This window comes from Lentzea flava (assembly GCF_014648475.1).
Lineage (GTDB): Bacteria > Actinomycetota > Actinomycetes > Mycobacteriales > Pseudonocardiaceae > Lentzea > Lentzea flava.
Genome location: NZ_BMRE01000083.1, coordinates 1 through 23,854, shown reverse-complemented (window position 1 = coordinate 23,854; position 23,854 = coordinate 1). Strand labels below are relative to the sequence as shown.

At 64.4% G+C, this 23,854-nt stretch carries 21 protein-coding genes; 12 read left to right on the top strand and 9 right to left on the bottom strand.

Annotated elements, in window-relative coordinates:
* The 3 genes from IEZ09_RS43085 to IEZ09_RS43075 all read right to left on the bottom strand — a co-directional run.
* The coding region (locus IEZ09_RS43085) for a flavodoxin-dependent (E)-4-hydroxy-3-methylbut-2-enyl-diphosphate synthase (protein WP_189259651.1) at nt 1-389 on the bottom strand (389 nt) is incomplete at its 3' end.
* Nucleotides 390-412: 23 nt separating this feature from the next.
* Entirely contained in the window at nt 413-2,260 is a 1,848-nt protein-coding gene (locus IEZ09_RS43080) for a 1-deoxy-D-xylulose-5-phosphate synthase (protein WP_189259648.1), read from the bottom strand.
* A 6-nt stretch (nt 2,261-2,266) separates the two neighbouring features.
* A complete protein-coding gene (locus tag IEZ09_RS43075) occupies nt 2,267-3,625 on the bottom strand; it encodes a 4-hydroxy-3-methylbut-2-enyl diphosphate reductase (protein ID WP_229813452.1) in 1,359 nt (452 codons plus the stop codon).
* A gap of 506 nt (nt 3,626-4,131) precedes the next feature.
* Here IEZ09_RS43075 and IEZ09_RS43070 point away from each other — a divergent pair.
* Nucleotides 4,132-5,178, top strand: coding sequence for a polyprenyl synthetase family protein (locus tag IEZ09_RS43070; protein WP_189259647.1), 1,047 nt, complete (start codon nt 4,132-4,134; stop codon nt 5,176-5,178).
* Between the two features lie 70 nt (nt 5,179-5,248).
* On the top strand, nt 5,249-5,443 hold the full coding sequence (locus IEZ09_RS43065; RefSeq protein WP_189259646.1) for a ferredoxin: 195 nt from the start codon (nt 5,249-5,251) through the stop codon (nt 5,441-5,443).
* Nucleotides 5,444-5,508: 65 nt separating this feature from the next.
* On the opposite strand, the gene IEZ09_RS43060 is transcribed toward IEZ09_RS43065, so the two are convergent.
* From IEZ09_RS43060 to IEZ09_RS43050, 3 genes are all read right to left on the bottom strand, one after another.
* Complete coding sequence (locus tag IEZ09_RS43060; protein ID WP_189259645.1) at nt 5,509-6,153, bottom strand: response regulator; 645 nt, start codon at nt 6,151-6,153, stop codon at nt 5,509-5,511.
* 555 nt (nt 6,154-6,708) lie between these two features.
* Nucleotides 6,709-6,912 (bottom strand): LuxR C-terminal-related transcriptional regulator, encoded by a 204-nt coding sequence (locus IEZ09_RS43055; RefSeq protein ID WP_189259644.1) that lies wholly within the window; start codon nt 6,910-6,912, stop codon nt 6,709-6,711.
* A gap of 359 nt (nt 6,913-7,271) precedes the next feature.
* Nucleotides 7,272-8,432 carry an acyl-CoA dehydrogenase family protein gene (locus IEZ09_RS43050; protein ID WP_189259643.1) on the bottom strand — a complete coding sequence of 387 codons (1,161 nt, stop codon included), beginning with the start codon at nt 8,430-8,432 and terminating at the stop codon, nt 7,272-7,274.
* Between the two features lie 328 nt (nt 8,433-8,760).
* On the opposite strand from IEZ09_RS43050, the gene IEZ09_RS43045 reads away from it, so the two are divergent.
* From IEZ09_RS43045 to crtI, 5 genes are read left to right on the top strand one after another with little or no spacing between them, the layout of a single operon-like run.
* Nucleotides 8,761-10,200, top strand: coding sequence for a flavin-containing monooxygenase (locus IEZ09_RS43045; RefSeq protein WP_189259642.1), 1,440 nt, complete (start codon nt 8,761-8,763; stop codon nt 10,198-10,200).
* Nucleotides 10,201-10,209: 9 nt separating this feature from the next.
* Nucleotides 10,210-11,202 carry a Brp/Blh family beta-carotene 15,15'-dioxygenase gene (locus IEZ09_RS43040; RefSeq protein WP_189259641.1) on the top strand — a complete coding sequence of 331 codons (993 nt, stop codon included), beginning with the start codon at nt 10,210-10,212 and terminating at the stop codon, nt 11,200-11,202.
* Between the two features lie 10 nt (nt 11,203-11,212).
* Nucleotides 11,213-12,181: a phytoene/squalene synthase family protein gene (locus tag IEZ09_RS43035; RefSeq protein WP_229813451.1), complete on the top strand. Its 969-nt coding sequence runs from the start codon at nt 11,213-11,215 to the stop codon at nt 12,179-12,181.
* Nucleotides 12,178-12,933 (top strand): lycopene cyclase domain-containing protein, encoded by a 756-nt coding sequence (locus tag IEZ09_RS43030; protein ID WP_189259640.1) that lies wholly within the window; start codon nt 12,178-12,180, stop codon nt 12,931-12,933. The genes IEZ09_RS43035 and IEZ09_RS43030 overlap by 4 nt, the downstream gene beginning before the upstream one ends.
* Before the next feature lie 20 nt (nt 12,934-12,953).
* On the top strand, nt 12,954-14,438 hold the full coding sequence (gene crtI / locus IEZ09_RS43025; protein ID WP_189259639.1) for a phytoene desaturase family protein: 1,485 nt from the start codon (nt 12,954-12,956) through the stop codon (nt 14,436-14,438).
* 91 nt (nt 14,439-14,529) lie between these two features.
* Here the strand turns inward: crtI and IEZ09_RS43020 are convergent, their stop codons facing one another.
* Nucleotides 14,530-16,131, bottom strand: a complete 1,602-nt coding sequence (locus tag IEZ09_RS43020) for an AMP-binding protein (RefSeq protein WP_189259638.1) — start codon at nt 16,129-16,131, stop codon at nt 14,530-14,532.
* Nucleotides 16,132-16,140: 9 nt separating this feature from the next.
* A complete protein-coding gene (locus IEZ09_RS43015) occupies nt 16,141-17,679 on the bottom strand; it encodes a succinic semialdehyde dehydrogenase (protein WP_189259637.1) in 1,539 nt (512 codons plus the stop codon).
* A gap of 192 nt (nt 17,680-17,871) precedes the next feature.
* Here IEZ09_RS43015 and IEZ09_RS43010 point away from each other — a divergent pair, with 192 nt between their 5' ends.
* The 5 genes from IEZ09_RS43010 to IEZ09_RS42990 all read left to right on the top strand — a co-directional run bounded on the left by IEZ09_RS43010 (nt 17,872) and on the right by IEZ09_RS42990 (nt 22,487).
* A complete protein-coding gene (locus IEZ09_RS43010) occupies nt 17,872-19,212 on the top strand; it encodes a cytochrome P450 (RefSeq protein WP_189259636.1) in 1,341 nt (446 codons plus the stop codon).
* Between the two features lie 317 nt (nt 19,213-19,529).
* Complete coding sequence (locus tag IEZ09_RS43005; protein WP_189259635.1) at nt 19,530-20,759, top strand: cytochrome P450; 1,230 nt, start codon at nt 19,530-19,532, stop codon at nt 20,757-20,759.
* Between the two features lie 503 nt (nt 20,760-21,262).
* A complete protein-coding gene (locus IEZ09_RS43000; protein WP_189259634.1) occupies nt 21,263-21,778 on the top strand; it encodes a hypothetical protein in 516 nt (171 codons plus the stop codon).
* Between the two features lie 312 nt (nt 21,779-22,090).
* On the top strand, nt 22,091-22,285 hold the full coding sequence (locus IEZ09_RS42995) for a class I SAM-dependent methyltransferase (RefSeq protein WP_189259633.1): 195 nt from the start codon (nt 22,091-22,093) through the stop codon (nt 22,283-22,285).
* 73 nt (nt 22,286-22,358) lie between these two features.
* Nucleotides 22,359-22,487, top strand: coding sequence for a methyltransferase domain-containing protein (locus tag IEZ09_RS42990; RefSeq protein WP_189259632.1), 129 nt, complete (start codon nt 22,359-22,361; stop codon nt 22,485-22,487).
* A 358-nt stretch (nt 22,488-22,845) separates the two neighbouring features.
* Here the strand turns inward: IEZ09_RS42990 and IEZ09_RS42985 are convergent, their stop codons facing one another.
* Nucleotides 22,846-23,094 carry a hypothetical protein gene (locus IEZ09_RS42985; RefSeq protein ID WP_189259631.1) on the bottom strand — a complete coding sequence of 83 codons (249 nt, stop codon included), beginning with the start codon at nt 23,092-23,094 and terminating at the stop codon, nt 22,846-22,848.
* Between the last annotated feature and the right edge of the window lie 760 nt (nt 23,095-23,854).

Genomic DNA, 23,854 nt, shown 5'->3' with positions numbered 1-23,854 from the left:
CGGGCCGCCTGGGCGATCTCCTTGACCTTGTCGTCGAACTTCTTGATGTTGCCGGGGTTCACGCGAACGGCCGCGCAGCCCGCCTCGATGGCCGCGAAGACGTACTTCGGCTGGAAGTGGATGTCCGCGATCACCGGGATCTGGGACTTCTTGGCGATCGCAGGCAGGGCGTCCGCGTCGTCCTGCGAGGGGCAGGCCACGCGGACGATGTCGCAGCCTGCGGCGGTCAGTTCCGCGATCTGCTGCAGCGTCGCGTTGACGTCCGACGTCAGGGTCGTCGTCATCGACTGGACGGAGACGGGGAACTCGCTGCCGACACCGACGTTGCCCACCATCAGCTGCCTGGTCTTGCGTCGTTCGGACAGCACCGGCGGCGGCAGTGCCGGCATACCCAATGCCACTGCGGACAACGTCACACCGCCACCTCCACATCAGAATCATGCACGCTGTAGGGGTGTGGTCCAACGACTGCACCGCATCGTGCGCTCCACTCCGTCCTGATCCACTCGGCCAGTCGCTCACCGGTCAGGCCCGCGTTCGCGAGCAAATCCCTGCGCCTGCCGGCCTGGAGGAACTCTCTCTCAAGCCCCACGTTGCACACAGGCGTGGAAACGCGGTCATCCTGCAACGCTTGCGAGACAGCAGCACCAACACCACCGGTGCGCAGGTTGTCCTCGACCGTGACGACCAGCTCGTGAGCGCGAGCAAACCGCACCACCGCCGGGTTGACCGGCAGCACCCAGCGGGGATCGATGACCGTCACCCCGATCCGCTGGCCGGCCAGAAGTTCTGCCGCGCGCACGCAGTCGGCGGCCACGGCTCCGGCCGACACCACGAGCACGTCCCGGCTCGTTCCTTCGGCCAGCACGTCGATCCCGCCCACGCGCCGCACGGCCGGGATGTCCTGTCCCACGTTCGCCTTGGGGAACCGGAGGGCCGTCGGGCCGCTGTCGTCGTTGACGGCCTCCCACAGTTGCGCACGCAGGGTACTCGGATCGCGAGGTGCCGCAATCCGCATCCCAGGTAGAACGCTGAGTACGGACAGATCCCACATGCCGTGGTGGCTCGGGCCGTCTTCACCTGTCACGCCGGCACGATCAAGTACGAACGTGACAGGCAACCTGTGCAGCGCAACGTCCATCAGCGCCTGGTCGAACGCGCGGTTGACGAACGTGGCGTAGATCGCGACCACCGGGTGCAGGCCGGCCATGGCCAGTCCCGCCGCGGACGTGACGGCGTGCTGTTCTGCCATGCCGACGTCGAACACTCGCGTGGGAAAGGTGGTGGCGAACTTGTGCAGACCGACGGGACGGAGCATCGCCGCGGTGATGGCCACGACATCGGGCCGCCGTTTGGCCACATCGAGGATCTGGTCGCCGAATGTGCTCGTCCACGTTGGCGATGACGGCCCGGCAGGTCGTCCGGTAGCCGGGTCGACGACGCCCACCGCGTGCAGGCAGTCAGCCTCATCGGCCTCGGCGGGTGGATATCCGCGTCCCTTGACGGTGACACAGTGCACCACCACCGCCCTGCGTTCTTGGTTGGCCAGCTTCCTAGCGCGTCGCAGGGCGTGCTCGAGGACTCCGATGTCGTGGCCGTCGTAGGGGCCGAGGTAGATCAGACCCAGGTTGGCGAAAATGGACGAAGCGGTGGTGGCCCCGGTTGTCGAGCTGTTGCGCAGGACGCTGAGATGGGAGGCGATGCCGCCGACGGTTGGGGAGTAGGACCGCGTGTTGTCGTTGACGACGACAACGAGCGGGCGACCCTGGCCGGCGCCGATGTTGTTGAGCGCTTCCCAGCTCAGTCCTCCTGTCAACGCGCCGTCGCCTACCACGGCGACCGGTGTTCTGTGCCGCTCGCCCTTCAGCTGAAAGGCTTTCGCCATACCATCCACATAGGACAGCGCAGTGGATGCGTGTGAGTTCTCCACGAGGTCGTGCTCAGACTCGGCTCGACGGGGATAGCCGCTGAGGCCTTCCTCCTGGCGCAGTTGACTGAAGGCCAGCGTTCGGCCGGTGAACAGCTTGTGCACGTATGCTTGATGGCCTGTGTCCCACACGATCGGGTCAGCAGGTGAGTCGAACACCCGGTGCAGCGCAATGGTGAGCTCGACTACCCCCAGGTTCGGTCCGAGGTGCCCGCCTGTGCGGCTGACGGCGTCGATGAGAAAACGCCGGACTTCGGCTGCGAGATCGTCGAGTTCCTCGCCGTTCAGCCGCCGCAGGTCCGAAGGGCTGTTGATGGTGTCGAGCACCTTCATTGGTGCTCACCTCGCATTCAGGGCTGGAGTTTCGCCAGCAAGGACGACTTCTTTGGGCAGTCCGAAGCGGACGGTTTCGTCGGCTGCGCGACGTTCGCACACTTCGATGGGACCGAACGCGCGCAGAGCACTGATGATCTCGGTGACGAGTCGAGGAGGTGCCGAGGCTCCTGCGGTCACGCCGACCGTTCTGGCCCCCGTGAGCCAAGCCGGGTCCACGTCCTCCACATCGTCGACGAGATGTGCCTTGGTGCCGTTGTGCTCTGCCACCTCGACCAACCTGACGGAGTTGGAGGAGTTGGCCGACCCGACCACGAGCACGACGTCGGCCTCGGCGGCGATTTCGCGCAGCGCGTTCTGGCGGTTGGTCGTGGCGTAACAGATGTCGTTGCTGGACGGGCCGGTGAGGTGTGGAAATCGCGTGCGCAGTGCGGTAACCACCTGCTCGGCCTCGTCAACGCTCAACGTTGTCTGCATGAGGTACGACACCGGGCCGTCGATGTCGAGCTCGCGGACCTCTTCCTCGCTCTGCACCAGGACGGTGCGCTCCGGGGCCTCGCCGAGCGTTCCCTCGCTTTCCTCGTGTCCGGAGTGACCGATCAGCACGATTGTGTCGCCGCGCCGTGCGAACCGCTTTGCCTCGCTGTGCACCTTGGTCACCAGTGGGCACGTCGCGTCGATCACCCGCAGTCCGCGTTCCCGTGCCTGAGCCCGGACCGCGGGTGACACGCCGTGGGCGGAGAAGACCACAGCCGACCGGGGTGGGACTTCATCGAGTTCGTCCACGAACACTGCACCACGTTGCTCCAGTTCCCGGACGACGTGGACGTTGTGCACAATTTGCTTGCGCACGTACAAAGGGCTGCCGTAGAGGTCAATGGCTCGCTCGACGATCTCGATGGCTCGCTCGACACCGGCGCAGAACGACCGGGGCTCCGCCAGCAGGATCCGCCTCGGCCCGGTGGCCCGGCCCCATGCCTTCAACGCGGCGAGCAATGATGCCGGCATGCCGCGAGGGAATGGCGTGCCGATTCCTAGATCCGCATGACCGAGACCCGCCTGCCCGAGATCCACGTGCCCGAGGAAAGCGATCGGCGAGACCGCGCCTGCAGCTGCCAAGAGCAACTCAGCCGCGCCTGGCTCGACCACGACCACCGGATGGTCTTCGCCGGAATCGTTTGCGGAACGCGATGCCGCGACGCCCGGCGTGATCGCTCGTACCAGCTGAGCCGGCAACCCCCGCCGTCGGAGCTCGCCCAACAGGATCGAGGCGGATGGGCACGGCTGCCGCCACTTGGGGGTTTCGACCTCGACCGCCACCAGAACGGTTCCAGCTCGAACGCCGGAGACCATCCCGAACGCCACGACGGCGGCCCTGATGTCAGCCGCGGCCAGAAACTCGGAGAGAAGAGTCGCCGATCCGGCGGACACTCGGGCGAGACCGTCGACCACGGTCGCTGAAATGTTGTCGGAGAAAGGAACCGTGCGGCACAGGGCGACCAGGGAAACTTCCGGCTGGGCTGTCGTCGTGAGCATCGCTCTTGCCTCCGGGATCGGCGGAATGGGGCAATCCGGCTCGCCGCGATCCTGACATACCGCGTGGCCCTGGCGCGATCACCGTGAGGCGAGCAGCCCTCTCGCAGAAACTGAACGATCGGCCAATGAACCGGCGGACCTGGCGGTGGTAATGGCGTTCGGACTACCAGATCGGCCAACGGGGCAAATCAGGTCCGCTCGACCTTCGACCAGAAATCATGCGGTGACCAGCACCGCGTGCCAGACGTGACATATCGTCCGACCTTATCTCACATGAGTTCCGCTAGCTTTGACGGACGCTTCAAAGGACCTGTTTCGTCCCAATCATCTGACGAGTGAGGACCGCGATGCTGACTCCTGCAGAACTCGGACTTGCCGTTGTCGACGAAGAGGCTGGTCGCCTCGTGGAGCAAAGGATCGCGAGCGCGGGCGTCTGTGGGCAGCCGTGGCTCGACTCCGCCCTGGCTCCGCTGCTCGCCCGGCCTGGCAAGCGCTTGCGGCCTGCGCTCGTGTTCGCGGCCGCGGCGTGTGGATCCAACCAAGACTTTCGTGCGCTGGTCGACTGCGCCGCGTCAGTCGAACTGATGCACTTGAGCTCACTGATTCACGACGATCTCATGGACAGCGCGGCGATGCGTTCAGGAATGCCCACGCTGCACGTCAGCATCGGTCCGGATGCCGCGGTCTTGGGCGGCGATCATCTCTTCGCGGTGGGCGGATCCCTGGCAGCCGGCGTCTCGCAGCAGGCGGCGTTGGCGTGGCACAGGGGTTACGCCGACCTGTGCGCCGGACAGATTCGAGAGACTGCCAACCGCTATCGCGTCGACACCACGGTCGGGGAGTATCTGGCGGCCATCAACGGCAAGACAGCGGCGCTCATGCGGACCTCCTGTGAGCTGGGGGCGCTCTGCGGTGGGCTCGATGACAGCGTGGTCGCAGCCCTTGGCCGGTTCGGGGAGGCGTTCGGCATGGTGTTCCAGCTGGTGGACGACGTGATGGACATCGTGTCCACGGAGCAGTTGTGGCGCAAACCCGTCCAGCAGGACCTCGCCAACGGCGTGTATTCGGCGTGTGTGCTTATGGCGCTAGGCCGTCCGGACTCCGAGTTGCACCACCTGCTGGCGGGCGACATGTCGGCCGAGGCGATCGATCGCGCCAACCGCTGCGCGGCGGCCGAAGGCATGCGAGAGACACTGAGCCTGCTCGAGCGACACGTCCGGATGGCAGAAACGGCGTTGGACGCGTTGCCTTGCTCCGCCGCATCGGCCCACCTCCTCGCGGCACCGCGCCGCTACGTGGCCGGAGTTCTCGAGCGCTCCGTGGCGCCTGAGCACCGGGAGCTGATCCGCAGCTCGCAGAGGACGACACTCATTTCCGCATGACGTTCTCACCCAAGACAATTTCCGAAGTATCGAGCCTGACCGCTCGTACCCGACGGACACAGGAGAAACTGTGCGTCTGAAAATCGACCGCAACCTCTGCGGTACTACTGGCCAGTGTGTGCTGATCGCACCAATGTTGTTCCGGCGAGGAAGCGACGGCATCGCCGTGGTTGTTCAGCCAGTGCCGCCTGAGGACGAGATGGAGAACGCCGAGGAGGCAATTCTGGGCTGTCCGGTTCAAGCGGTTGCGGATGAGGACGGATGACGTGCGCCCTGTTGTCTACAGGGCGCGTGGCTACGGACGGGAGCTCGTCGAGAACCTCCTCGCGATCAAAGTTGTGCTTGGTAGGCGACGATCGCGGCCTGCACTCGGTTGTCGCAGTTCATCTTCATCAGAATCTTGCTGATGTGGGCTTTGACCGCGCCTTCGCTGACGTACAGTTTGCGCCCGATTTGCAGGTTGCAGAACCCTTTGGCCACGAGCCAAAGCACCTCCTGCTCGCGCTTGCTCAGTCTGTTCACCAGGGAACGCGCTTCATCGAGCGGCTCCCGCTCGATCAGTTCGATGCGCTTGAGCAGAAGCCGGGTCACGGCTGGTGACACCACAGCATGGCCGGCCGCGGCCGCTCGGACGGCGGTCATGAGTTCGTGCGGATCTCCATTCTTCAACAGGATGCCCGCGACGCCTGCACGGATTCCCTGGCGCACTTGGTTGTCCGTGGGGGACGTGGTCAGCAACACGACCGACGTCGTGGGCGCGATCTGGTGGATGCGTCTGGCGGCGGTGATGCCGTCCATGACTGGCATCGTGATGTCCATCATGACGACGTCGGGCTTGTGCAGCCGCGCCATCTCCACCGCATCGACACCGTTGCTCGCCTCACCGACCACCTTGGCGTCGCCAGTTTGCTCGAGAATGCTTCGAATACCGCTACGCACCAGTACTTCATCGTCGACGACGCATACCGTGATCACAGCGTCACCTCCTGGCTCAAGCCGTTCAGAACCCTCCACCATCCTCGGACGCACGGGTGCTTACTGCTCCCGGTCGCCGGCACGATGGACGTACGAGTGCCGAGCCGTGATGCTCCTTTCAGGCGTTTCGGCCCGGAGTGGACGAGACTTTAGGCAAGTCCCCGAACGTTCGGGTGCCAGGTTCCAGTACGTGGAACATCATTGGCATCGCGATCAGACTGCCGTGGGCCGGTGCGGAGCGGTGCAGATGCCAGGAGGTGTTCTGCCATGACGTCCGAGGCCGAGCGGATCCAGCGGACCGCCTGCACGTCCGTACAGAGAATGTTGCTGCCGTTCTGAGGCACCCGGATGTGCGGTCTCACGGCCGTTGTGGCGGTGGGCTACGGACGGTCACTGCATCGGTGTTGTCCGGCCGAGCGGGGTGGCATCTGGCCGCCGGGCGATGCACACGCCGCCCGGCCCTGAGGTCTGCCGGTCACGAATCGGGGTAAAGTCCGGAGCCTAGAGCTATGATCGCGGCTTGCACGCGGTTCGCGCAGCCGAGCGTGGCGTGGCTCAGGGAGCCTTGACCGCGCCTTCGCTCACGGCGATCGACCTCGCGATCTCCGCGTTGCGTGCTCCTCGTACCACGAAGCCCAGAATCTCACGCTCGCGCTTCGTCAGCGCCGCAATCCTGCCACGCACCAGAAAGATCTTGTCTCGGTCGCCCCTGGTGAAGAAGTCGATGACGTGCGGCATTATCATCGGCGACAGCACCATGCCGCCTGAACTTACACCATGAGCCCGTCGGCGAGTGCTTCATGGTCGACTTCCTTCACCAGGACACCTCTTGCGCCCGCACGAAACAGCGGTACATCCATCCCTCTCCGGTGAGCGAAGCGTAGATCGGGATCCTGGTGCCGCCGGACTCCCGCTGGACGGCCTCGGTCGTGCACAGCCGTCCATTCCGGAAAGCCGAATGCCCAGGACCAGAACATCCAGTTTGTGCCGCTTCACCGCTTCGAGTACGCGGCGCCCGTCATCCTCCTCAGCCACTACATCGATCTTCCTGGTGCCGCGCATCAGGTGCGCAATGCCCGCACGTACGATCGGCTGACTGTCGGCCGCGACAACTCTGATCAGTACGACTTCTCCAAGCCCAGGGTGTGTTGCGCCACGTAGTTGAGCAGCATCTCCCTGCTCACGGGTGCCAGGTGGGCGACGCGGACCATGGAGTAGACGATGCCGACACCAGAACGTTCGGTCATCCCGTGCCCGCCGAACACCTGCACGGCCTGGTCGACAGCCTTGATGGACGCCTGGGCCGCAGCGAACTTCGCCATGTTGGCGACCTCGCCGAGATTGTCCTGGCCGTTGTCGTAGAGCCAGGCGGCCTTGTGCACGCACATGCGCGCGAGCTCCAGGTTGATCTTCGCTTCGGCAAGCGGGTGGGCGAGTCCCTGGTGCGCGCCGAGCGTGGAGTTCCACACGCGACGTTCGTTCAGGTAACGGACAGCGCGGTCGATGGCGAACCGCCCGAGACCGGTTGACCAGGCGGCGAACGTGATCCGCTCCGGGTTGAGGCCGGACGTGAACAGGTCTCGCAACGCAGTCATGTCTTCTCCCACCAGCGCTCCCGCTGGGAGGCGAACCTCGTCGAAGACGACGTCGAACTGCCCTGTCGCTGCGGTGAGAGCCATGGGGACGCGCTCATAGGACACGCCGCGAAGGTCGGGCGGGACGATGAACAGTGCCATCCGAGGCTTGCCGCTCACCGGGTCCTCGGTCCTGGCCACCACCATCATCGCGTCACAGAGGTCCACCGCCGACACGAGGACCTTGCGCCCGGACAGGACCCACTCGTCGCCGTCCCTGCGCGCGTGAGCGGCGATGCGGTGCAGATTCGAGCCGCCCGCGGGGTCGGAGACCGCGAACGTCATGCGAGCCGAACCGTCCGCGAAGCCCGGCAGCCACCGCTTTTTCTGTTCGTCGCTACCCGAGCGCATCAGCACCGTGGCGCAGATTGCGGCTGACACCGGCAGGAACAGCAAGGGACACCCCGCTGCCGCGAACTCCTCGGAGACGATCTGCAGCTCGTAGATCCCGGCACCCTGTCCGCCGTACTCCCGTGGAATGTTCACACCCAAATAACCTGCTTTGGCGGCGTCGGCCCAGACCTCGGACGTGTCTTCGTTCAGTCTGGCCTTCTCGACGTAGTACTCCAAGCCGTACCGCTGGGCCAGCTCGGCCACCGATTTGCGAAGCTGTTGCTGTTCCGGGGTTTCGTGGAACAAATCCATGACCGGCCTTTCGTGGTCGGAGCCTCAGGATCGTCGACAGATGAGTTTGCTGCGTGCTTCAGATCGCGGACAGCAACAGGGTTCTCTGCCGTGGGGACTGGCGTCCATGAGCGTTGAGCCAGTTCGCCGGCTCGGTCGACTCGTCTTTCGTCCAGGCGTGATCGATCACGAGCTGTCCAATCGTCATGGAGACGATCGGATAGGGCGGCCATACCGTAGAACTCGTCTTTGGGTGAGATTCCAGTGCACTGGTCGTACCTCGCCTCGAACCGTCGTAGTATCCACTCTCACCGAGCACGGAAACCCCATCCCGGCAAAATTGGAGGCAATGGTGCACGACATCGCGATCATCGGCGCCGGGCTGTCCGGGGTCTGCATGGCGATTCACCTCAAGCGATCCGGAATCGACTCGTTCACGATCTTCGAAAAGGCTGACGAGGTCGGCGGAGTGTGGCGGGACAACAGCTACCCTGGAGCTGCGTGCGACCTGGTTTCGCACCTTTACTCCTACTCCTTCGCACCTTACGGCTGGACGTACAACTACGCCCGGCAGCCTTCAATTCTTCGATACGTGAATGACTGCGCAGACACGTTCGGTGTTCGCGCCCACATCGAGTTCAAGACTGAGATAGCCGAGGCTTGGTTCGATCCGGACGCCAGCTTGTGGCGGCTGCGGACCGCGGAAGGTGACGTGCGCTCGGCGCGGGTCCTGATCGCGGCCGTCGGACAGCTCAATCGGCCGCATGTGCCTGATCTGCCCGGACGGGACGGGTTCCTCGGCGTTTCCTTCCACTCCTCACGGTGGAACCACGGGCACGATCTGGCCGGCAGGTCGGTCGCGGTCATCGGCAACGGCTGCAGTGCGGTCCAGTTCATCCCTGAGATCGCGCCCCAGGTGGGACACCTGACCGTGTTTCAGCGCTCGCCGAAGTGGATCATTCCCAAATGGGACCGGCAGATCTCGCCGGTCATGCGTCAGGTGTTCGAGCGCTTTCCTCTCAGCCAGCGGATCAGTCGTGCGACCTGGTTCCTCATGGCGGAAACCATCGCGTACTCGCCGGTCCATCACGGACTCTTCGGGCGCGCACTGACAGCTCTGGCGCGACACCATCTTCGCCGTCAGGTGGCTGATGCCGAGTTGCGTGCGAAACTTGTACCCGACTACACGTTCGGGTGCAATCGAATGATTCTCTCGAATGATTACTACCCGGCCCTTGCCCGTGACAACGTCACTCTAGTGACCGATGCGATCGAACGGGTCACGCCGAGCGGCGTCTTGACTGCGGACGGAACGCACTACGATGCTGACACGATCATCTACGCAACCGGTTTCGAGTCGACTCGGTTTCTGTCGCCGATGCACATCACCGGCCCTGGCGGGAGTCTGCACGAACGATGGTCGGCAGGTGCTTCGGCGCATCTCGGCATGACCGTGCCAGGGTTTCCCAACATGTTCGTGTTGTACGGTCCGAACACGAGTTCGGCGAACAACTCGGTCATCTACATGCTGGAGAAGCAAGCGAACTACGTGCTTGGCTGTCTGAAGCTCCTCGGCGGGGCGACGACGATCGAGGTCACGGAGTCCGCGATGGCCGAGTACAGCCGCGACCTTGAATCTCGCCTCAGCCGGACTGTGTGGTCAGGCGGATGCCGGAGTTGGTACAAGACCGACTCAGGTCGCATCACGGCGCTGTGGCCGGGCAGAGCGACCAGCTATGGCCGCGCGACCCGGCGGCCGAATCCCGCTCACTTCATCGTCTCCGCGTAGGTGGTTGCCATGCTGGCCGTTACCGACCTACCCACGAGGTTCGGGGCGATCTTCCCCCGCAGCAGGCTTCTTGCGCTGACGAGCGCGCTGCCCGTTGTGGTCCTGCCGGTACTCATGCTGGGTTTCCTGGTGAACCCGTCGTGGTACGAGGCGAACCTGATGGTGTTCGCCGCCGTCGCACTGCTCGTCGGTCTGCCGCACGGCGCGGTGGACCTGTTCCTCGAACTAGGCCCCAGTGGTGTTCCGCAAGGGCGAGCGCTCGTCCGTCAGTTGCTGGTGTATCTGCTTGCCGTCACCGCGACGCTCGCCACGATCATCTGGTATCCAGTGCTCGGGGTCGGCACCTTCCTCGCCATCTCCGCCTGGCACTTCGGTTCCGGTGAGAGCGCGTTCAACGCATGCCGGCGCGGACGTGTGCCACGTCTCGCACCGGCCGAGACCGTTTCCTACAGCGCCCCGCTCACCGTGGTTCCGATCGTGCTCTGGCGTGATCAGGTGCGCGAGTTCATCGATCCGCTCGGTGGTTCGGGCGTCACCGACGCGCTGACCGGTCCGGCCTGGGTCGTTGCGGTGGTCGCCACCGCGGCGATGGGGTACACCGTGGTGCGCAAGGCGATGCGCAGGCATTGGACAGAGATCGGCGAACTCGTCCTGCTGTGGGCTGCGGCCGTCGTGCTGCCTCCCCTCGCGTTGTTCTCCGTGTACTTCGCCCTTTGGCACTCACCCAGGCACGTAATCCGCACGCTGCCCGAACTTCCCGGCAATCGAGGTGACCTGTCGCGTGGGCACCTGTTCCGCGGCGTCCTGCGCTACCTCGCGTACACGGTGCCCGGGACCGTCGGTGCGCTCGCGATCTTCGCTGCACTCCTCGTGATTAACAACGACACGATGTTCGTGAACCTCCACCCGGCGACGTGGGCGGGCGCCCTGCTGGCCGCGCTCACCATGCCGCACGCCCTGACGATCCTTCGCTATGACCTGTGGCTGAACCGAATCCGGTAGGTGGGGATAGATGATGACGAGGTCCCACGACGAGAAAATCAAGCGTACGCACGCGGAATGGCTTGATGCCGCAGGAATTCACGATGACGGGTTGCGGTCCGCCTTCGAACTCTGCCGACGGTTGCACGCACATTACGGACGCACGTACTATTTGGCGACACTGTTTCTCCCGCAGAGCAAACGCCCCTTTGTGAACAGCCTCTACGGGTTCGCCCGATACGCGGATGAGATCGTCGACAACGGTGATCCGAGCACCATGGCCGACGAGTTCACGCAGTGGTGCGCCCGAGCCCTCGCCGACCTCCGCCGCGGGCACAGCGAAGACCCGGTTTGCCGGGCCCTCCTCCACACGATGAGGGTCTGGGACATTCCGCTCGAGCACGTCGAGGCGTTCCTGAGCTCGATGCTGATGGACCTCACGATCACCGAGTACAGGACGTTCGAGGACCTCCGCGAGTACATGTACGGATCGGCAGCCGTCATCGGTCTGCAGATGGTCCCCATCCTGGAGCCTCTCGACCCCTCTGCTTTCGAGCGGGCCGCGGCCCTCGGTGAGGCGTTCCAGCTCACCAACTTCCTGCGAGACATCGCGGAAGACCTCCGGCGTGGCCGGGTCTATCTTCCGATGGAGGACTTGGACGCGTTCGGCGTCACACGGGAGAGCATGACAGCCGGGGTGGTCGACCAGCGGTTCAGGGATCTGCTCAAGTTCGAGATCGACAGGACCCGGCGCCTCTACGCGTTCGCGCGGGGCGGCATCGACCTGCTGGCTCCGTCGAGTCGGGCCTGTATCGCCACCGCGTTCACCTTGTACGGCGGCATTCTCGATGAGATCGAACGAGCCGACTACCGGATTCTGGATCGGCGTGTCGCGGTCAGCGTGGCGGGCCGGTTGAAGGTCGCGATCCCCGCCTACCGCAGCGCCAGGCGCTTCAGACGTGCCGGCATTCCCGCCTCGGCGGGAGGAGAGCGGTCGTGATCTACCGAGAGTTTCTGGCGTTCCTCCTCGCTCCGCTGATGGCCGTGTCAGTAGCGCTGTTCCTGTTGCGCCATCGGCACACCGATGGCGACCTGGTCCGTCAGCTCACGCCGATCGGCCTGCTGGCCGTTGTCGCGGTGTTCTACACAGCCCCCTGGGACGGGTGGATCATCCGCAACTCGGTGTGGTCCTATCCGCCGGGAAGCATCTGGGGAACCATAGCCGACGTTCCCCTCGAAGAGTACGTGTTCATGATCGGCCAAACCGTCGTCACCGGCCTATGGACGTTGACGACGGCGACCGCCGCGCCAGAGTGGCCAGCCGCCGCCGGCGGCGGCGCGGGGCGACGCACGTGGCACGCTGTGAGTTGGCTGCTCGCTGCCGCGGTGGGCGCGGTCGCCGCAACAGTTCACAGTGGATCCCTCTACGCGGGCTCAATGCTCGCGTGGTTCGGCCCACCTCTCGCGCTGCAAGCCGCGGTGGGTGCGGACGTGCTTCGCTCCGCCCGTGTGCATCGCCTACTGGCCCTGTTGCCCACGCCTGTGTTCTGGGCGGCCGACGCGATCGCCATCCACGCCGATGCCTGGCGAATCAGCCCGGATCACACCTCTGGCGTGGTCGTGCTCGGTCTCCCGGTGGAGGAGGTCGCATTCTTCCTGCTGACCAACATGTTGATCGTGAACAGTTTGATTCTGCTCAACACTCCCGCGATCCGGGATCGCTTGCGCCCCAAGCGGTCAGTGAGCATCTAGACAAGAGTTGAGGAGCCGGCATGACGGTTCGCACGGTCTCAGGACCGACACAGCGGGTGCTCGTGGTAGGAGCAGGCCTGGGAGGGCTGTCAGCTGCACTTCGCCTGGCCGCGACCGGACGTGAGGTCACGGTCGTGGAACGTGAGGACGTTCCCGGCGGACGTGCCGGGGTGTGGCGTTGCGACGGATACACCTTCGACACCGGGCCGACGGTGCTCACCATGCCCGAGCTGATCGAGGAGGCGTTGCACTGCGTTGGTGAACGCATGGAGGACTGGCTCACACTCAAGTCTCTCGATCCCCTGTACCGCGCGCGTTTCCACGATGGTTCCCAGCTTGACGTCCGTGCCGATCCAGAGGCGATGACCACCGAGATCAGTCGCGTGTGCGGGTCGCGCGAAGCCGATGGCTATCGGCGTTTTCACGACTTCATCAGCCGGCTTTACCGCTACCAGATCAACGACTTCATCGACCGCAACATCGACTCCCCGTTCGGCATGCTGACCCCGAACCTCGCGAGGCTCGTCGCTGCCGGCGGCTTCCGCAGGCTCTCCAACAAGATCGCTTCTTTTCTCCATGACCCGCGGACGCAGAAGGTGTTTTCCTTCCAGGCGATGTACGCCGGTGTGTCACCGTTCAAGGCACTCGCCCTCTACGCCGTGATCTCGTACATGGACACCGTCAACGGGGTGTACTTCCCCGTGGGTGGCATGCAGGCGGTGCCCGAAGCGATGGCAGCCGCCGCCGAGAAGCACGGCGTCCGGTTCCGCTACTCGACAGAGGTGACGAAGGTCGAGCTGACCGGCGACCGCGCGACCGCGGTGATCACGGACCGGGGGGAACGACTGCCCGCCGATGTGGTCGTGCTCAACCCGGACCTGCCGGTCGCCTACCGCGACCTGCTCGGCAGGACTCCCCGTTCGGTTCGGAGGCTGAACTACTCCCCGTCCTGCTTCGTCGTGCTGGCCGGCTCCCGGGCCGGGTACGAAGGGCTGGCACACCACAACATCCAGTTCGGCGGAGCCTGGCGCAGCACGTTCCAGGAGCTGCTCGAAGAAGGGCGGTTGATGCAGGATCCCTCCTTCCTTGTCACCACACCGACACACACGGATCCGTCACTCGCTCCGCCTGGCAAGCACACCTACTACGTGCTCTTCCCGGCTCCCAACCTCCGGGCGAACCTGGACTGGAACCACCTTCGCACCTCGTACCGCGATGAGGTGATGTCGGTTCTGGAACGAAACGGCTACACCGGGTTCGGATCCTCAGTCGAGGTCGAGCAGGTCACCACGCCCCTGGACTGGGCACAGCGGGGCATGGCCGTCGGTACACCTTTCGCGGCGGCTCACACGATGTGGCAAACAGGACCGTTCCGCCCAGGCAACCTTTGGGGCGAGAACGTGGTGTTCGCAGGATCAGGAACCAGGCCAGGTGTGGGAGTTCCGATGGTGCTGATCAGCGGTCGGCTGGCGGCCGAAAGAATCACCGGCCAGCCTACCCTGTAACAGTGACGCAGCCAGCGGTGGTGGTGAGTCCAAAAGACCCACCACCACCGTCCGGCAGGCAGAACGGAGCTGGGGCCAGACAAAGCGCCGTTCAGCCGAGATCACTGAGCGACCGGCGCAGGATCTTGCCAGTCGGATTTCTCGGCAACTCATCGACGATCACGATCTCCCTGGGGACCTTGTGGCGTGCCAGGGTCGTGCGGATGAACTCCTCGAGGGTCTTGGCCGTGATGTTCGCACCGGGAACCGGTACCACGTAGCCCTTGAGGCGCTGGCCGAACTCATCGTCGTCAACGCCCACAACAGCGGCATCTGCCACGTCCGGGTGGTCGGCGAGTGCGTTCTCCACCTCGACGGGGTAGACGTTCTCGCCACCAGAGATGATCATGTCGTCGTCGCGGCCGTCGATGAAGAGCCTGCCGTCGTTGTCGAGGTGACCGACGTCCCCCGTGAACACCATCCCGTTGATGGTGGTCGTGGAGTTGCCGTCCGTGTAACCGTGGAACGTGAGGTCGCTGCGGACGAAGACGCGTCCTTGCACCCCCGGCCGGCTGACGTGCCGGCCTGTCTCATCCAACAGCGCGATGTGGCACCCGACGGGTGGCCGTCCCACGGTGCCGGGCGCGGCTCGCAGGTCCTGCGGTGTCGCCACGGTGACAACAGAAACCTCAGTGCCACCGTACATGTTGTGCACGACCTCGCCGAACAGGTCGAGCGCCCTCGTACCGAGGTCGGGGGACAACGCGGCACCCGCAACCAGAATGATCCGCAGCGATGACGTGTCGTGCCCGAGCTTTCCGAGGTTCACCAATCGCTGCAACATCGTCGGCACGACCACCAGAGCCGTGGCGCGGTGCTGCTCCACGGCGCTGAGTATCATCTCCGGGGCGAACCGCCGCAGCACCACCACGGCGTTGCCCAGGGCGAACGACATGATGAACTGCGAGAGTCCAGTGCCGTGGAACAACGGTGCTGCGATGACCGTCGTCTCGCCGGCGCGCAGCGGGATGCGGTCCAGGAACTGTGCCACGGCAAGAGGTTTGGCGATGCCGCGTTCCGCACCTTTGGGCGTTCCTCCCGTTCCGCTCGTGAGCAGGATGAGGCGACCAGGTCGTCGAGGTACTGGCAAAGGCTCGTCGGACGTGCTGCCGAGGATGAACTTCTCGATGGTGTCCTTCTCCTCGGGCTCCTCTTCCGTCCAGGCGAGACACGTCGGCATGCTAGGTAGATCTGCGACGACTCCGGTGAACTCCTCGTCGTGGACCAGGAACGTCACTCCCTCGCGCTTGACCACGTCCGCGAGCTCGCGTGTGCCGATACCGGTGTTGAGCGGCACCAGCGTGGCACCGAGCTTGCCCGCGGCGATCATCGTGGACACGGCTCCGCGGTGGTCACGGGCCAGTAGCCCGATCACGGCGTCCTCACCCAAACCCCGCCGCAGCCACGCACGGCCCAGCGCGTTCGCCCTGCGGTCGAGCTGCCCGAACGTCAGCGGGCCGAGCTCGTCGACCAAACCGATGGCGGACGGGGACTTCAGCGCGGCCACAGCCGCGGGCCCGGCGAGCGGGCCGTAGGTGTTCATGGCTTTCCTGGCCCTGACGATCTCGTACGGTCGCCGGATGTCGATCAGACCAGAACGGCTGATCACACCGAGGCTGTGCACGAGGTCGTCGAGCTTCTCCCGGACGGACATGTTTGCTCCTCAGCGGCGGCCGATCATTTTGAACAGGCGGCAGGCGGCGGTGTACGCCCGTGCCAGTACGTCGTAGCCCACGTCGATCGGTGGTTCGAGCTGCATTACCCGTTGGGTGGCAATGGTCTGCGCCTCGGTGAACCGCAGCAGTCCTTCGATGCCGTGCCTTCTGCCGACACCGGACTGTTTCATCCCACCCATCGGCGAATCCACGCTGCCGTGGCTCACACCGAAGATTTCGTTGATGTTCACGGTGCCCGCGCGTAGCCGCCGGGCCACTGCCTGCGCTCGTCTGCGGCTTCCCCACACACTCGCGCTGAGTCCGTAGGTGCTGGTGTTCGCGAGTCGGATGGCCTCTTCGATGGAGTGCACGCGGTACAGCGAGACCACCGGACCGAACGTCTCGGTGGCAAAGCAGGTCATGTCCGGGGTCACCCCGCTCAGCACGGTCGGTTCGAAGTAGAACGGACCGATGTCCGGGCGGTGCCGCCCGCCAGTGAGCACGGTCGCCCCCTTCGACACCGCATCGTCCACATGGGAGGCGACAGTCTCCAGCTGGCGTTGGGAGATGAGGGAACCCATGTCAGGGCCGTAGCCCAGACCGACGCCGAGGGTCATCCGCCGGACCCGGACGAGCAGCTCGTCGACGAACCGCTCGTACACTTTGTCGTGGACGTAGATCCGCTCGCTGGACCCGCAGACCTGACCAGCAGAGGTGAAGCAGTCGCGCACCGCACCCGAGGCGGCCACCGCTGGGTCCGCGTCGTCGAGGATCAGCATCGGGTTCTTCCCGCCGAGTTCGAGTGTGCAGCCGATGATGCGCCTGCCCGCCTGCTCGCCCACATGCGAGCCGATCTTGGTGGACCCGGTGAAGCAGACGTAGTCCGCGTTGTCGATCACCGCACCACCGATGGTGGGGCCATCTCCGAGCACTACCTGGTACAGGTCGGGCGGCAGACCAGCTTCCTCCATCAGCCTGCGTCCCCACAGCACGCTCAAGGCGCCCTGGTTATCGGGCTTGTGCAGCACGGCATTACCAGCGACGAGCGCGGGTGCGGCGTCAGACAAGCCCGCGTCGAACGGGTAGTTCCACGGCGAGATGAGCCCGACGACACCGATCGGTGCGCGCACCTCCATGACATGAGTGAGCCAGGGCAGCAGACCATAGCGTCGGGCGGGATTCAGAATGCGCCCGGCCCGCAGGCCGTAATAGCGCATGTTCATCGTGTTGCTGGCGACCTCCTGGAACGCGTGCCAACGTGACTTACCGGTCTCCAGCTGGATGAGGTCGAGGACTTCGTCCTGCCGTTTCCACAGCAGGTCGTGGTAGCACAGCAGGATCTTCGCACGTTCCCTCACCGGGACCTTGACCCAGTCCCGCTGCGCCCGTGCCGCCACGTCTCGTGCTCGTGCCACGTCCTGCACCGAGGACTGGGGGAGTTCGGCCAGCGGAACGCCCGTCACGGCCGAGACGGACTTCACCGGCTGGCCGCTCGCCGGTACTCCTTGCAGCAAAGGCTGAAACGACACCGAGGTCGAAGTACGCATAGGTGCCCCTTCGTGAAGGATCGACATCCTCATCGAACCCAGGTGCGCGCGGCAGAGCAACAAATCGGTGGCTCTGCTGGCCGATGGCTCATCATCAGGACCTGTCCGTTCATCTTTCGGCCAGGTTAAGTAACACCGACTTCTGCACTCTTCGCGATTGCGGTCACCGGCAAGGGGCGCAGAATTGTGCCCATGACGACAGTCGAGGTCTCCGCTGATCTTCCCATGGCTCCGGGACGTGTCCCGGTGCTCGGACACGCGCTGGCGTTCAAACGGGATCCCGTCGCCTTCCTGGGATCCCTCCGCCCGTTGGGGACGGTGGTGCGGATTCAGCTGGGACCGAAGCCGGTGTACGTGGTCAACGACGAGCACCTGATCAGGCGGATCTTCCTGTCCGAGGCGCACAAGTTCGACAAGGGCGTGTTCTGGGAGAAGGTCGATGCGATCGTCGGCAACGGCCTCGCCAACTCCAGCGGGAAAGTCCACCTTCGCCAGCGCCGGACGATGCAACCGATGTTCCATCGCAGGCGAATCGCGATGTACGCCACGACAATGGCGGCGCACTGGGCCGAGCGCGCGGCACGCTGGCTACCCGGACAAGTACTCGACGTCCCCCGAGAGATGGGTGACATCGCGTTGTCGATGGTGGTGCGTACGGTGTTCTCGTCCAAGCTCGGTGAGGGCGCCGTGAAGACCATGCGCACCGAATTCCCAGGCGTCCAGGATGGCGTGATGTGGCGGACGTTGAACCCGTTTCCGGTGCTGGAGAAGCTTCCGTTGCCAGGCAATCGTCGGTTGGCTCGCGGTATCGACCGCATACATCGCGCTGTCGATGACGCCATCACCTCGTACCGCTCGGATGGGGGCGACCACGGCGACCTGTTGTCCACGCTGATTGCCGCGCGTGATCCGGAAACCGGGGAGGCGTTGACCGACGACGAGATCCGCGATCAGGTGCTGACCATCGCACTCGCCGCTGGTGACACGACCGCCAACGCGCTGTCATGGGCGCTGTACGAGATCGGCGCGGATCCGTTGCTGGGAGACAGGATCGCGGCTGAGGTGGAGGAGGTGGCGGGAGACCGGCCGCTGGACGTGGCTGACCTCGATGCGTTGGTTCACACCGACCTCTTGGTACAGGAGGTGTTCCGCTTCTACGCGTTCTGGATGTTGATGCGCCGCACGTTGACCGACGTCGTGCTGGACGGCGTACGGGTGCCCGCGGGGGCTCAGGTGGTGATCAGCCCAGTCGCGCTGCACCGAGATCCGACGATGTACCCGGACGCCGGCCGGTTCCGCCCCGAACGGTGGATGGACGAGGTCCGACGCACCGCGTTCATTCCATTCGGTGCGGGAGCACGGCAATGCATCGGCGACCGGTTCGCGTGGACAGAGGTGATGCTCGGCCTGGCCACGATCTGCCGCCGCTGGCAGCTGGTCCCCGTGGCCGGTCAAACAACGCGTGAGGTGTGCCGCATCGGTCTCAACCCGGCCCCGCTCCTCATGACGGTCACCCCACGCCGGCCATCGTGACGAGCGTGCGCTCACAAAGACACCGGAAGAGAAGAACATCGGGGAGGCCATCTCGACCTCAGCCTCGACGTCATGTTCAAGGCCTGGCGTCGTCGTTGGTTCCGCAGTGGTCGGCACCGCGCGGGAATACGACGATTGGCGAGGCCCGTGTGCCGGAAGCTGAGCACCGCCTGGCTGGTGGGACCAGATGTTGGTGCCCGTCTACTCCGCTTGAGCGCGCGGCTCCACAGATGTATGGCCTGATGCGAAGCCTGGATAGCGATTGAGCGCATGCCACGCGAGCCGGCACCGCCGGGCTTGACGAGTAGGGAGACGACATGACCGCACAGCCTTCAACCACCCAGCTCGACGCGATGGCGAGGTTGCAGGAACCGGACAACCGCGAAGACCCCTACCCGTTCCTTGCTTGGCTTCGTGAACACGACCCGGTGCATCGCACACCGCGTGGTACCTACATCTTGAGCAGACATGCGGACGTGGCACGCGTCTTGCGCGAGAGCGGCGATGTCTTTCTCAGTCCCGACAGGACAAAGCTGACAACACAGTTCCCCGAAGCCCTGCAGCACCGCTCGATGGCGGTCTTTGCCAGCAGCATCGCGGTCAGCAACCCACCGGCGCACACCCGCCTGCGCAAGGTGGTCAGCCGTGAGTTCACCGCTCGCAGGGTGGCAGAGCTGCGTCCACGGATCACCGCCCTCTGCGAACGGCTGATCGAAGAGATCACTGAGCCGCTGCTCGACGGCGAAGAAGTAGATCTGCAACAGCGCTTCGCCGAGCCGTTGTCCGTCGGCACGCTGTCCGCGTTGCTGGGCGTGCCGACAGAGGACCAGGTCTGGCTCGCCTCCCTCGTCGAGGGCGTGCTGAGTGCCTTTCCCGGTGCACCGATCGAGGTGATCGCCCGCGCCGACCAGTTGACGGCTGACATGGAGGCCTACCTGGTCGCGCTCATCGAGCGGCGCCGGAAGGTGCCGGAGGACGACTTGATCACTGCGTTGTCGGCGCCTGACGGTGGCCTGGCAGAAGACGAGCTCGTGCCGATGTTGTGGGCTCTGTGGTGTGCGGGCTTCAAGACCTCATCCGCAGGCGTCAGCAACGGCGTGCTCGCCATGCTCGAGTACCCGGAGCAGCTCGATTGGGTGGAACGCGACGCCTCCGCGTTCTCCAACGAGGTGCTGCGTCACAACCCGCCTACGATTCTCACTCCCTTCGTGCGGATTGCGGTCCGCGATGTCGAGTTCGACGGCGGTACCGTCGTGGAAGGTTCCGACGTGCGCCTGATGATTGGCGCGGCGAACCGCGACCCCGAGGTGTTCGCCGATCCCGAACGGTTCGCCCCTTCGCGCGACACGAAAGCGAGTCTTGCTTTCGGTGGTGGCATTCACTTCTGCGCTGGCGCAGGGCTTGCTCGTGTGGAGATCGAAACCGCGCTTCCACGTCTGCGAGCTCGGTTGCCCTTGCTGACACGCTGCTCAGAGCCGACCTGGTCCCCGGCTGTCTTCCACCACATGCCGCGTACGCTGCCAGTCGTTCACGGGAGTAGAGGATGACGACTCACCATACGATGAACATCTTGGGGTCGCTGGCGGCACCGGCCAACCGCGACAACGCTTACCCGTTGCTCCATGACCCGCGGCGCGACCACCCGGTGCACCCTCGAGGGCGAAGTCGTGGACTTCACGAGGGCTTCAGTGCGCTTCTCCGTTTGCCAGGGGAGGCCCGCGTCCGCATGGCGAGCCTTGTGGCTGCGATCTACCCGGTGACCATGCCGCTGCACGGCGACTCGCTCCTCTCCCGTGATCAGGTCCATTCGCAAGCTGACAAGGCGAGCGCCGACCTGGAGCTGTTTCTCGGTGACCTTCTTCGAACAGGTCGGTGGCGAGGAGACGTTCCACGGCATCGTCGCACGCTTTCTACAAAGAGGTGAAGGCTGACGAACTCCACATTTAGGAACGTCGCCGAGCCCTGAGTCGCAATGGATCAGAAAGATATACTGAGCGCGGCGAGCGTTCAGACTGATCCAAACGGATGACCAGTCATGAGGAAGTCAACTATGGAAACCATTGAGCCAAACGGCGAGATTCACATTGTCAACACCAGAGCCTTGATTGACGCGCCGCCTGCGAAGGTGTGGAAATTCTTGACACAGCCAGGCGGTGATGGATTCAGGAAACTCATAACCTGGTCCAGAGGGCTTGAAGAAGGGCATTCAGACATAGCCAAGCCGGGATACAAATTCACGGAATACGTCGCGGACCCAGACGATGGATCGCCGGTGGCATGCACCTGGGAAACATTTGTCAAGTCTGCAAAAGAATGGCGCGTGGTTGCCGAAGATGTTACCAAATTCGGCCTGAGTATCGATCTCACCTATTCCATTTCCGCAGAGGTTGATGGCACGTATCTACGACGTCGCATGCAGGTCTGGACGCCGCCAGGAAAAAGGTTGACTGAGGGCTGGCGGATGCGGCTTTGTGATCATCAGTTCGCCCTCGAACACACGCGAAAGATTGTTGCACGCATAGTCGAGGGCTTGCGGGAGCCCCTCGAGGCGCAGTATCCGAGGTAATCGTTCAGGGGCGGTCTCGGGAGTACGATGAGATCGGTTACCATGCATCACAATCTCCGTATGCGCTGCTCAGCTCGCAGTCCTACCTCTTTGCGATAGATATCCCGCCGCTTGCACGAAAACCATGCACCATGGTGTATGGGCGACGGCGCCGCAAGCCTTTGACAGTCCAGCAGCTGCAGCGATTTCCTGGCTGATGGTCGAACGTCGTTCACGAACCGTTGCCCCTCCCGAAGCCATGTTGGAACCTTGGCCCCGGCGCCACATGTCCGGGGCACCGTCCGGGAGGCCTGCACGTCGGGAGGACATCCAGTGACCACCGAGCACACCGCCTACGGCCAGTGGTACCACAACGGGATCGTTGATGAACAGGACCGCCTCGACATGCTCGCCGAGGTGTTCGACCCCGGCACCACAGCCGCACTGTCCGAGCTGGACATCCAGCCGCATTGGCGCTGCGCCGACATCGGCGGCGGTCGCGGTTCGATCGCTGCCTGGCTGGGCTGAGCGGGCGTATCAGGGCAGCACGGTTGTCGCCGACCAGGATCCCGGTCGGCGACCGGCATCGATGCCGTCCTCGGTGAGCTACCTGGAATTCGACGTCACCACGGACGAGTTCCCTCGGGCGGAATTCGACCTCGTACACAGCAGGTTCCTGCTGCAACACCTGGCGGAACGCGAGGACGTGCTCGATCGAATGATCTCGTAGCTGGCGCCGGGTGGCTGGTTGGTGGTGGGCGACGGCTTCGACACCGCCGCGGAAAGTCTGACCCACCCCGAATACGCCGCATTCCACACGGCGCTGCACGCGGCGCTGCCGAAGATACTGAGCACGGACGTCACCTGGGGTCGGCGTTATCCGGATCCGTTGGTCCGACGGGGTTTGCGAGACATTGGATGCAGCGCGTTCGCGCCTCCGCTGCGTGGCGGTGACACGCCGCACTCGCTGATGCTGGCCTCGAGTTTCGACCGACTGCGCCCTGCGCTAGTCGCCAACGGGACGGACGAGTCGCTCATCGACACGGTCCTGCGACACCTTCGTGATCCCGACTTTTGGGACTTCGAATTCACGTTGGTGACCGCATGGGGACGCCGACCAGTCGAGTGAGCGTACACAGATGCGGCAGCACATCGGACTCGAACAGATGCAAGCATTGACGCCAGTTCCTGCGGTTTCCGCCCATCATCGGGTTGAACGAGACGAAGGTGTCGCCGTCGGACTCCCTCGGTTTGGCGAGCGGCTGCCTGGGAGTGATCACCCGGTCCTGGCCGGTGGCCTGGCGGGCGGCCGACGCGGCGAAGTCGGCCGGCAGCACCGTAGGCCTGCGCTCGTGGTGCCCCAGGCGTCACCGTGTACCACCCGGACACGGAGGTCGAACGGTTCGGAAGTCCACACGGAGGGCGGCGTTCGGAACATCTCGACAGTACGTGAGACACGTTCATTCAGTGACGCGATGAACATCTCGAACTCGCGCCGTTACTACCTGTTGGCGGGGTCTGCATTGATCAGCTGTGATGACGACTGAAGCTGTTTCCTTGAGCGGACGGGTGGAGAGACAGCTCGAGAGCGACACAAAGGCTCTACCCGCTCGCCGGCGGCAGGCCTGCAAACGTCGTGAAGTTCGCTGCCGCCCGCGACGCGTGTGACAAGCAGGCACACGATGCCTACGTTTGGGCAGGGATTGTGGCACGGTCTCCGTGAACGTCTGCTCCGGACCGTGTGCGGATTGGCGGCGCTACAACTCTCGTGTCCGGCGCCACCGAGTTACGCTCCGCTGCCGGCGATCGTGCTGCCCGGCAAAGCTCGAAGACAGGGAGGAGCGCGGGCTGCTCCATTCCGCGCTGGCGACCCGGCACACGCTGGCAGAGCTGGCTTGGCCTGCTCACAGGTGGACGAGAGCGGACAAGTCGACGACCTTCCCGCAACCACGCCGGCACGACGACTGTCGTGTTTCGGCTGATGCTTGACACGTTGGCTTCACCTGATGCTTGACACCGCTGGTCACAGGTTCGATCGCCTCGATATCGCCGTGCGAGGTGGAGGGCCTGGGCCTGATGCTGGTGGAGCTCAGTGTG

Excerpts from the sequence above, each read along its gene's own strand:
- IEZ09_RS43080 (WP_189259648.1), bottom strand. The coding sequence starts at position 2,260 with ATGAAGGTGCTCGACACCATCAACAGCCCTTCGGACCTGCGGCGGCTG.
- IEZ09_RS43055 (WP_189259644.1), bottom strand. The coding sequence starts at position 6,912 with ATGGTGCTGTCGCCGATGATAATGCCGCACGTCATCGACTTCTTCACC.
- IEZ09_RS43050 (WP_189259643.1), bottom strand. The coding sequence starts at position 8,432 with ATGGATTTGTTCCACGAAACCCCGGAACAGCAACAGCTTCGCAAATCG.
- IEZ09_RS43045 (WP_189259642.1), top strand. The coding sequence starts at position 8,761 with ATGGTGCACGACATCGCGATCATCGGCGCCGGGCTGTCCGGGGTCTGC.
- IEZ09_RS43040 (WP_189259641.1), top strand. The coding sequence starts at position 10,210 with ATGCTGGCCGTTACCGACCTACCCACGAGGTTCGGGGCGATCTTCCCC.
- IEZ09_RS43035 (WP_229813451.1), top strand. The coding sequence starts at position 11,213 with ATGATGACGAGGTCCCACGACGAGAAAATCAAGCGTACGCACGCGGAA.
- crtI (WP_189259639.1), top strand. The coding sequence starts at position 12,954 with ATGACGGTTCGCACGGTCTCAGGACCGACACAGCGGGTGCTCGTGGTA.
- IEZ09_RS43020 (WP_189259638.1), bottom strand. The coding sequence starts at position 16,131 with ATGTCCGTCCGGGAGAAGCTCGACGACCTCGTGCACAGCCTCGGTGTG.
- IEZ09_RS43015 (WP_189259637.1), bottom strand. The coding sequence starts at position 17,679 with ATGCGTACTTCGACCTCGGTGTCGTTTCAGCCTTTGCTGCAAGGAGTA.
- IEZ09_RS43010 (WP_189259636.1), top strand. The coding sequence starts at position 17,872 with ATGACGACAGTCGAGGTCTCCGCTGATCTTCCCATGGCTCCGGGACGT.
- IEZ09_RS43005 (WP_189259635.1), top strand. The coding sequence starts at position 19,530 with ATGACCGCACAGCCTTCAACCACCCAGCTCGACGCGATGGCGAGGTTG.
- IEZ09_RS43000 (WP_189259634.1), top strand. The coding sequence starts at position 21,263 with ATGGAAACCATTGAGCCAAACGGCGAGATTCACATTGTCAACACCAGA.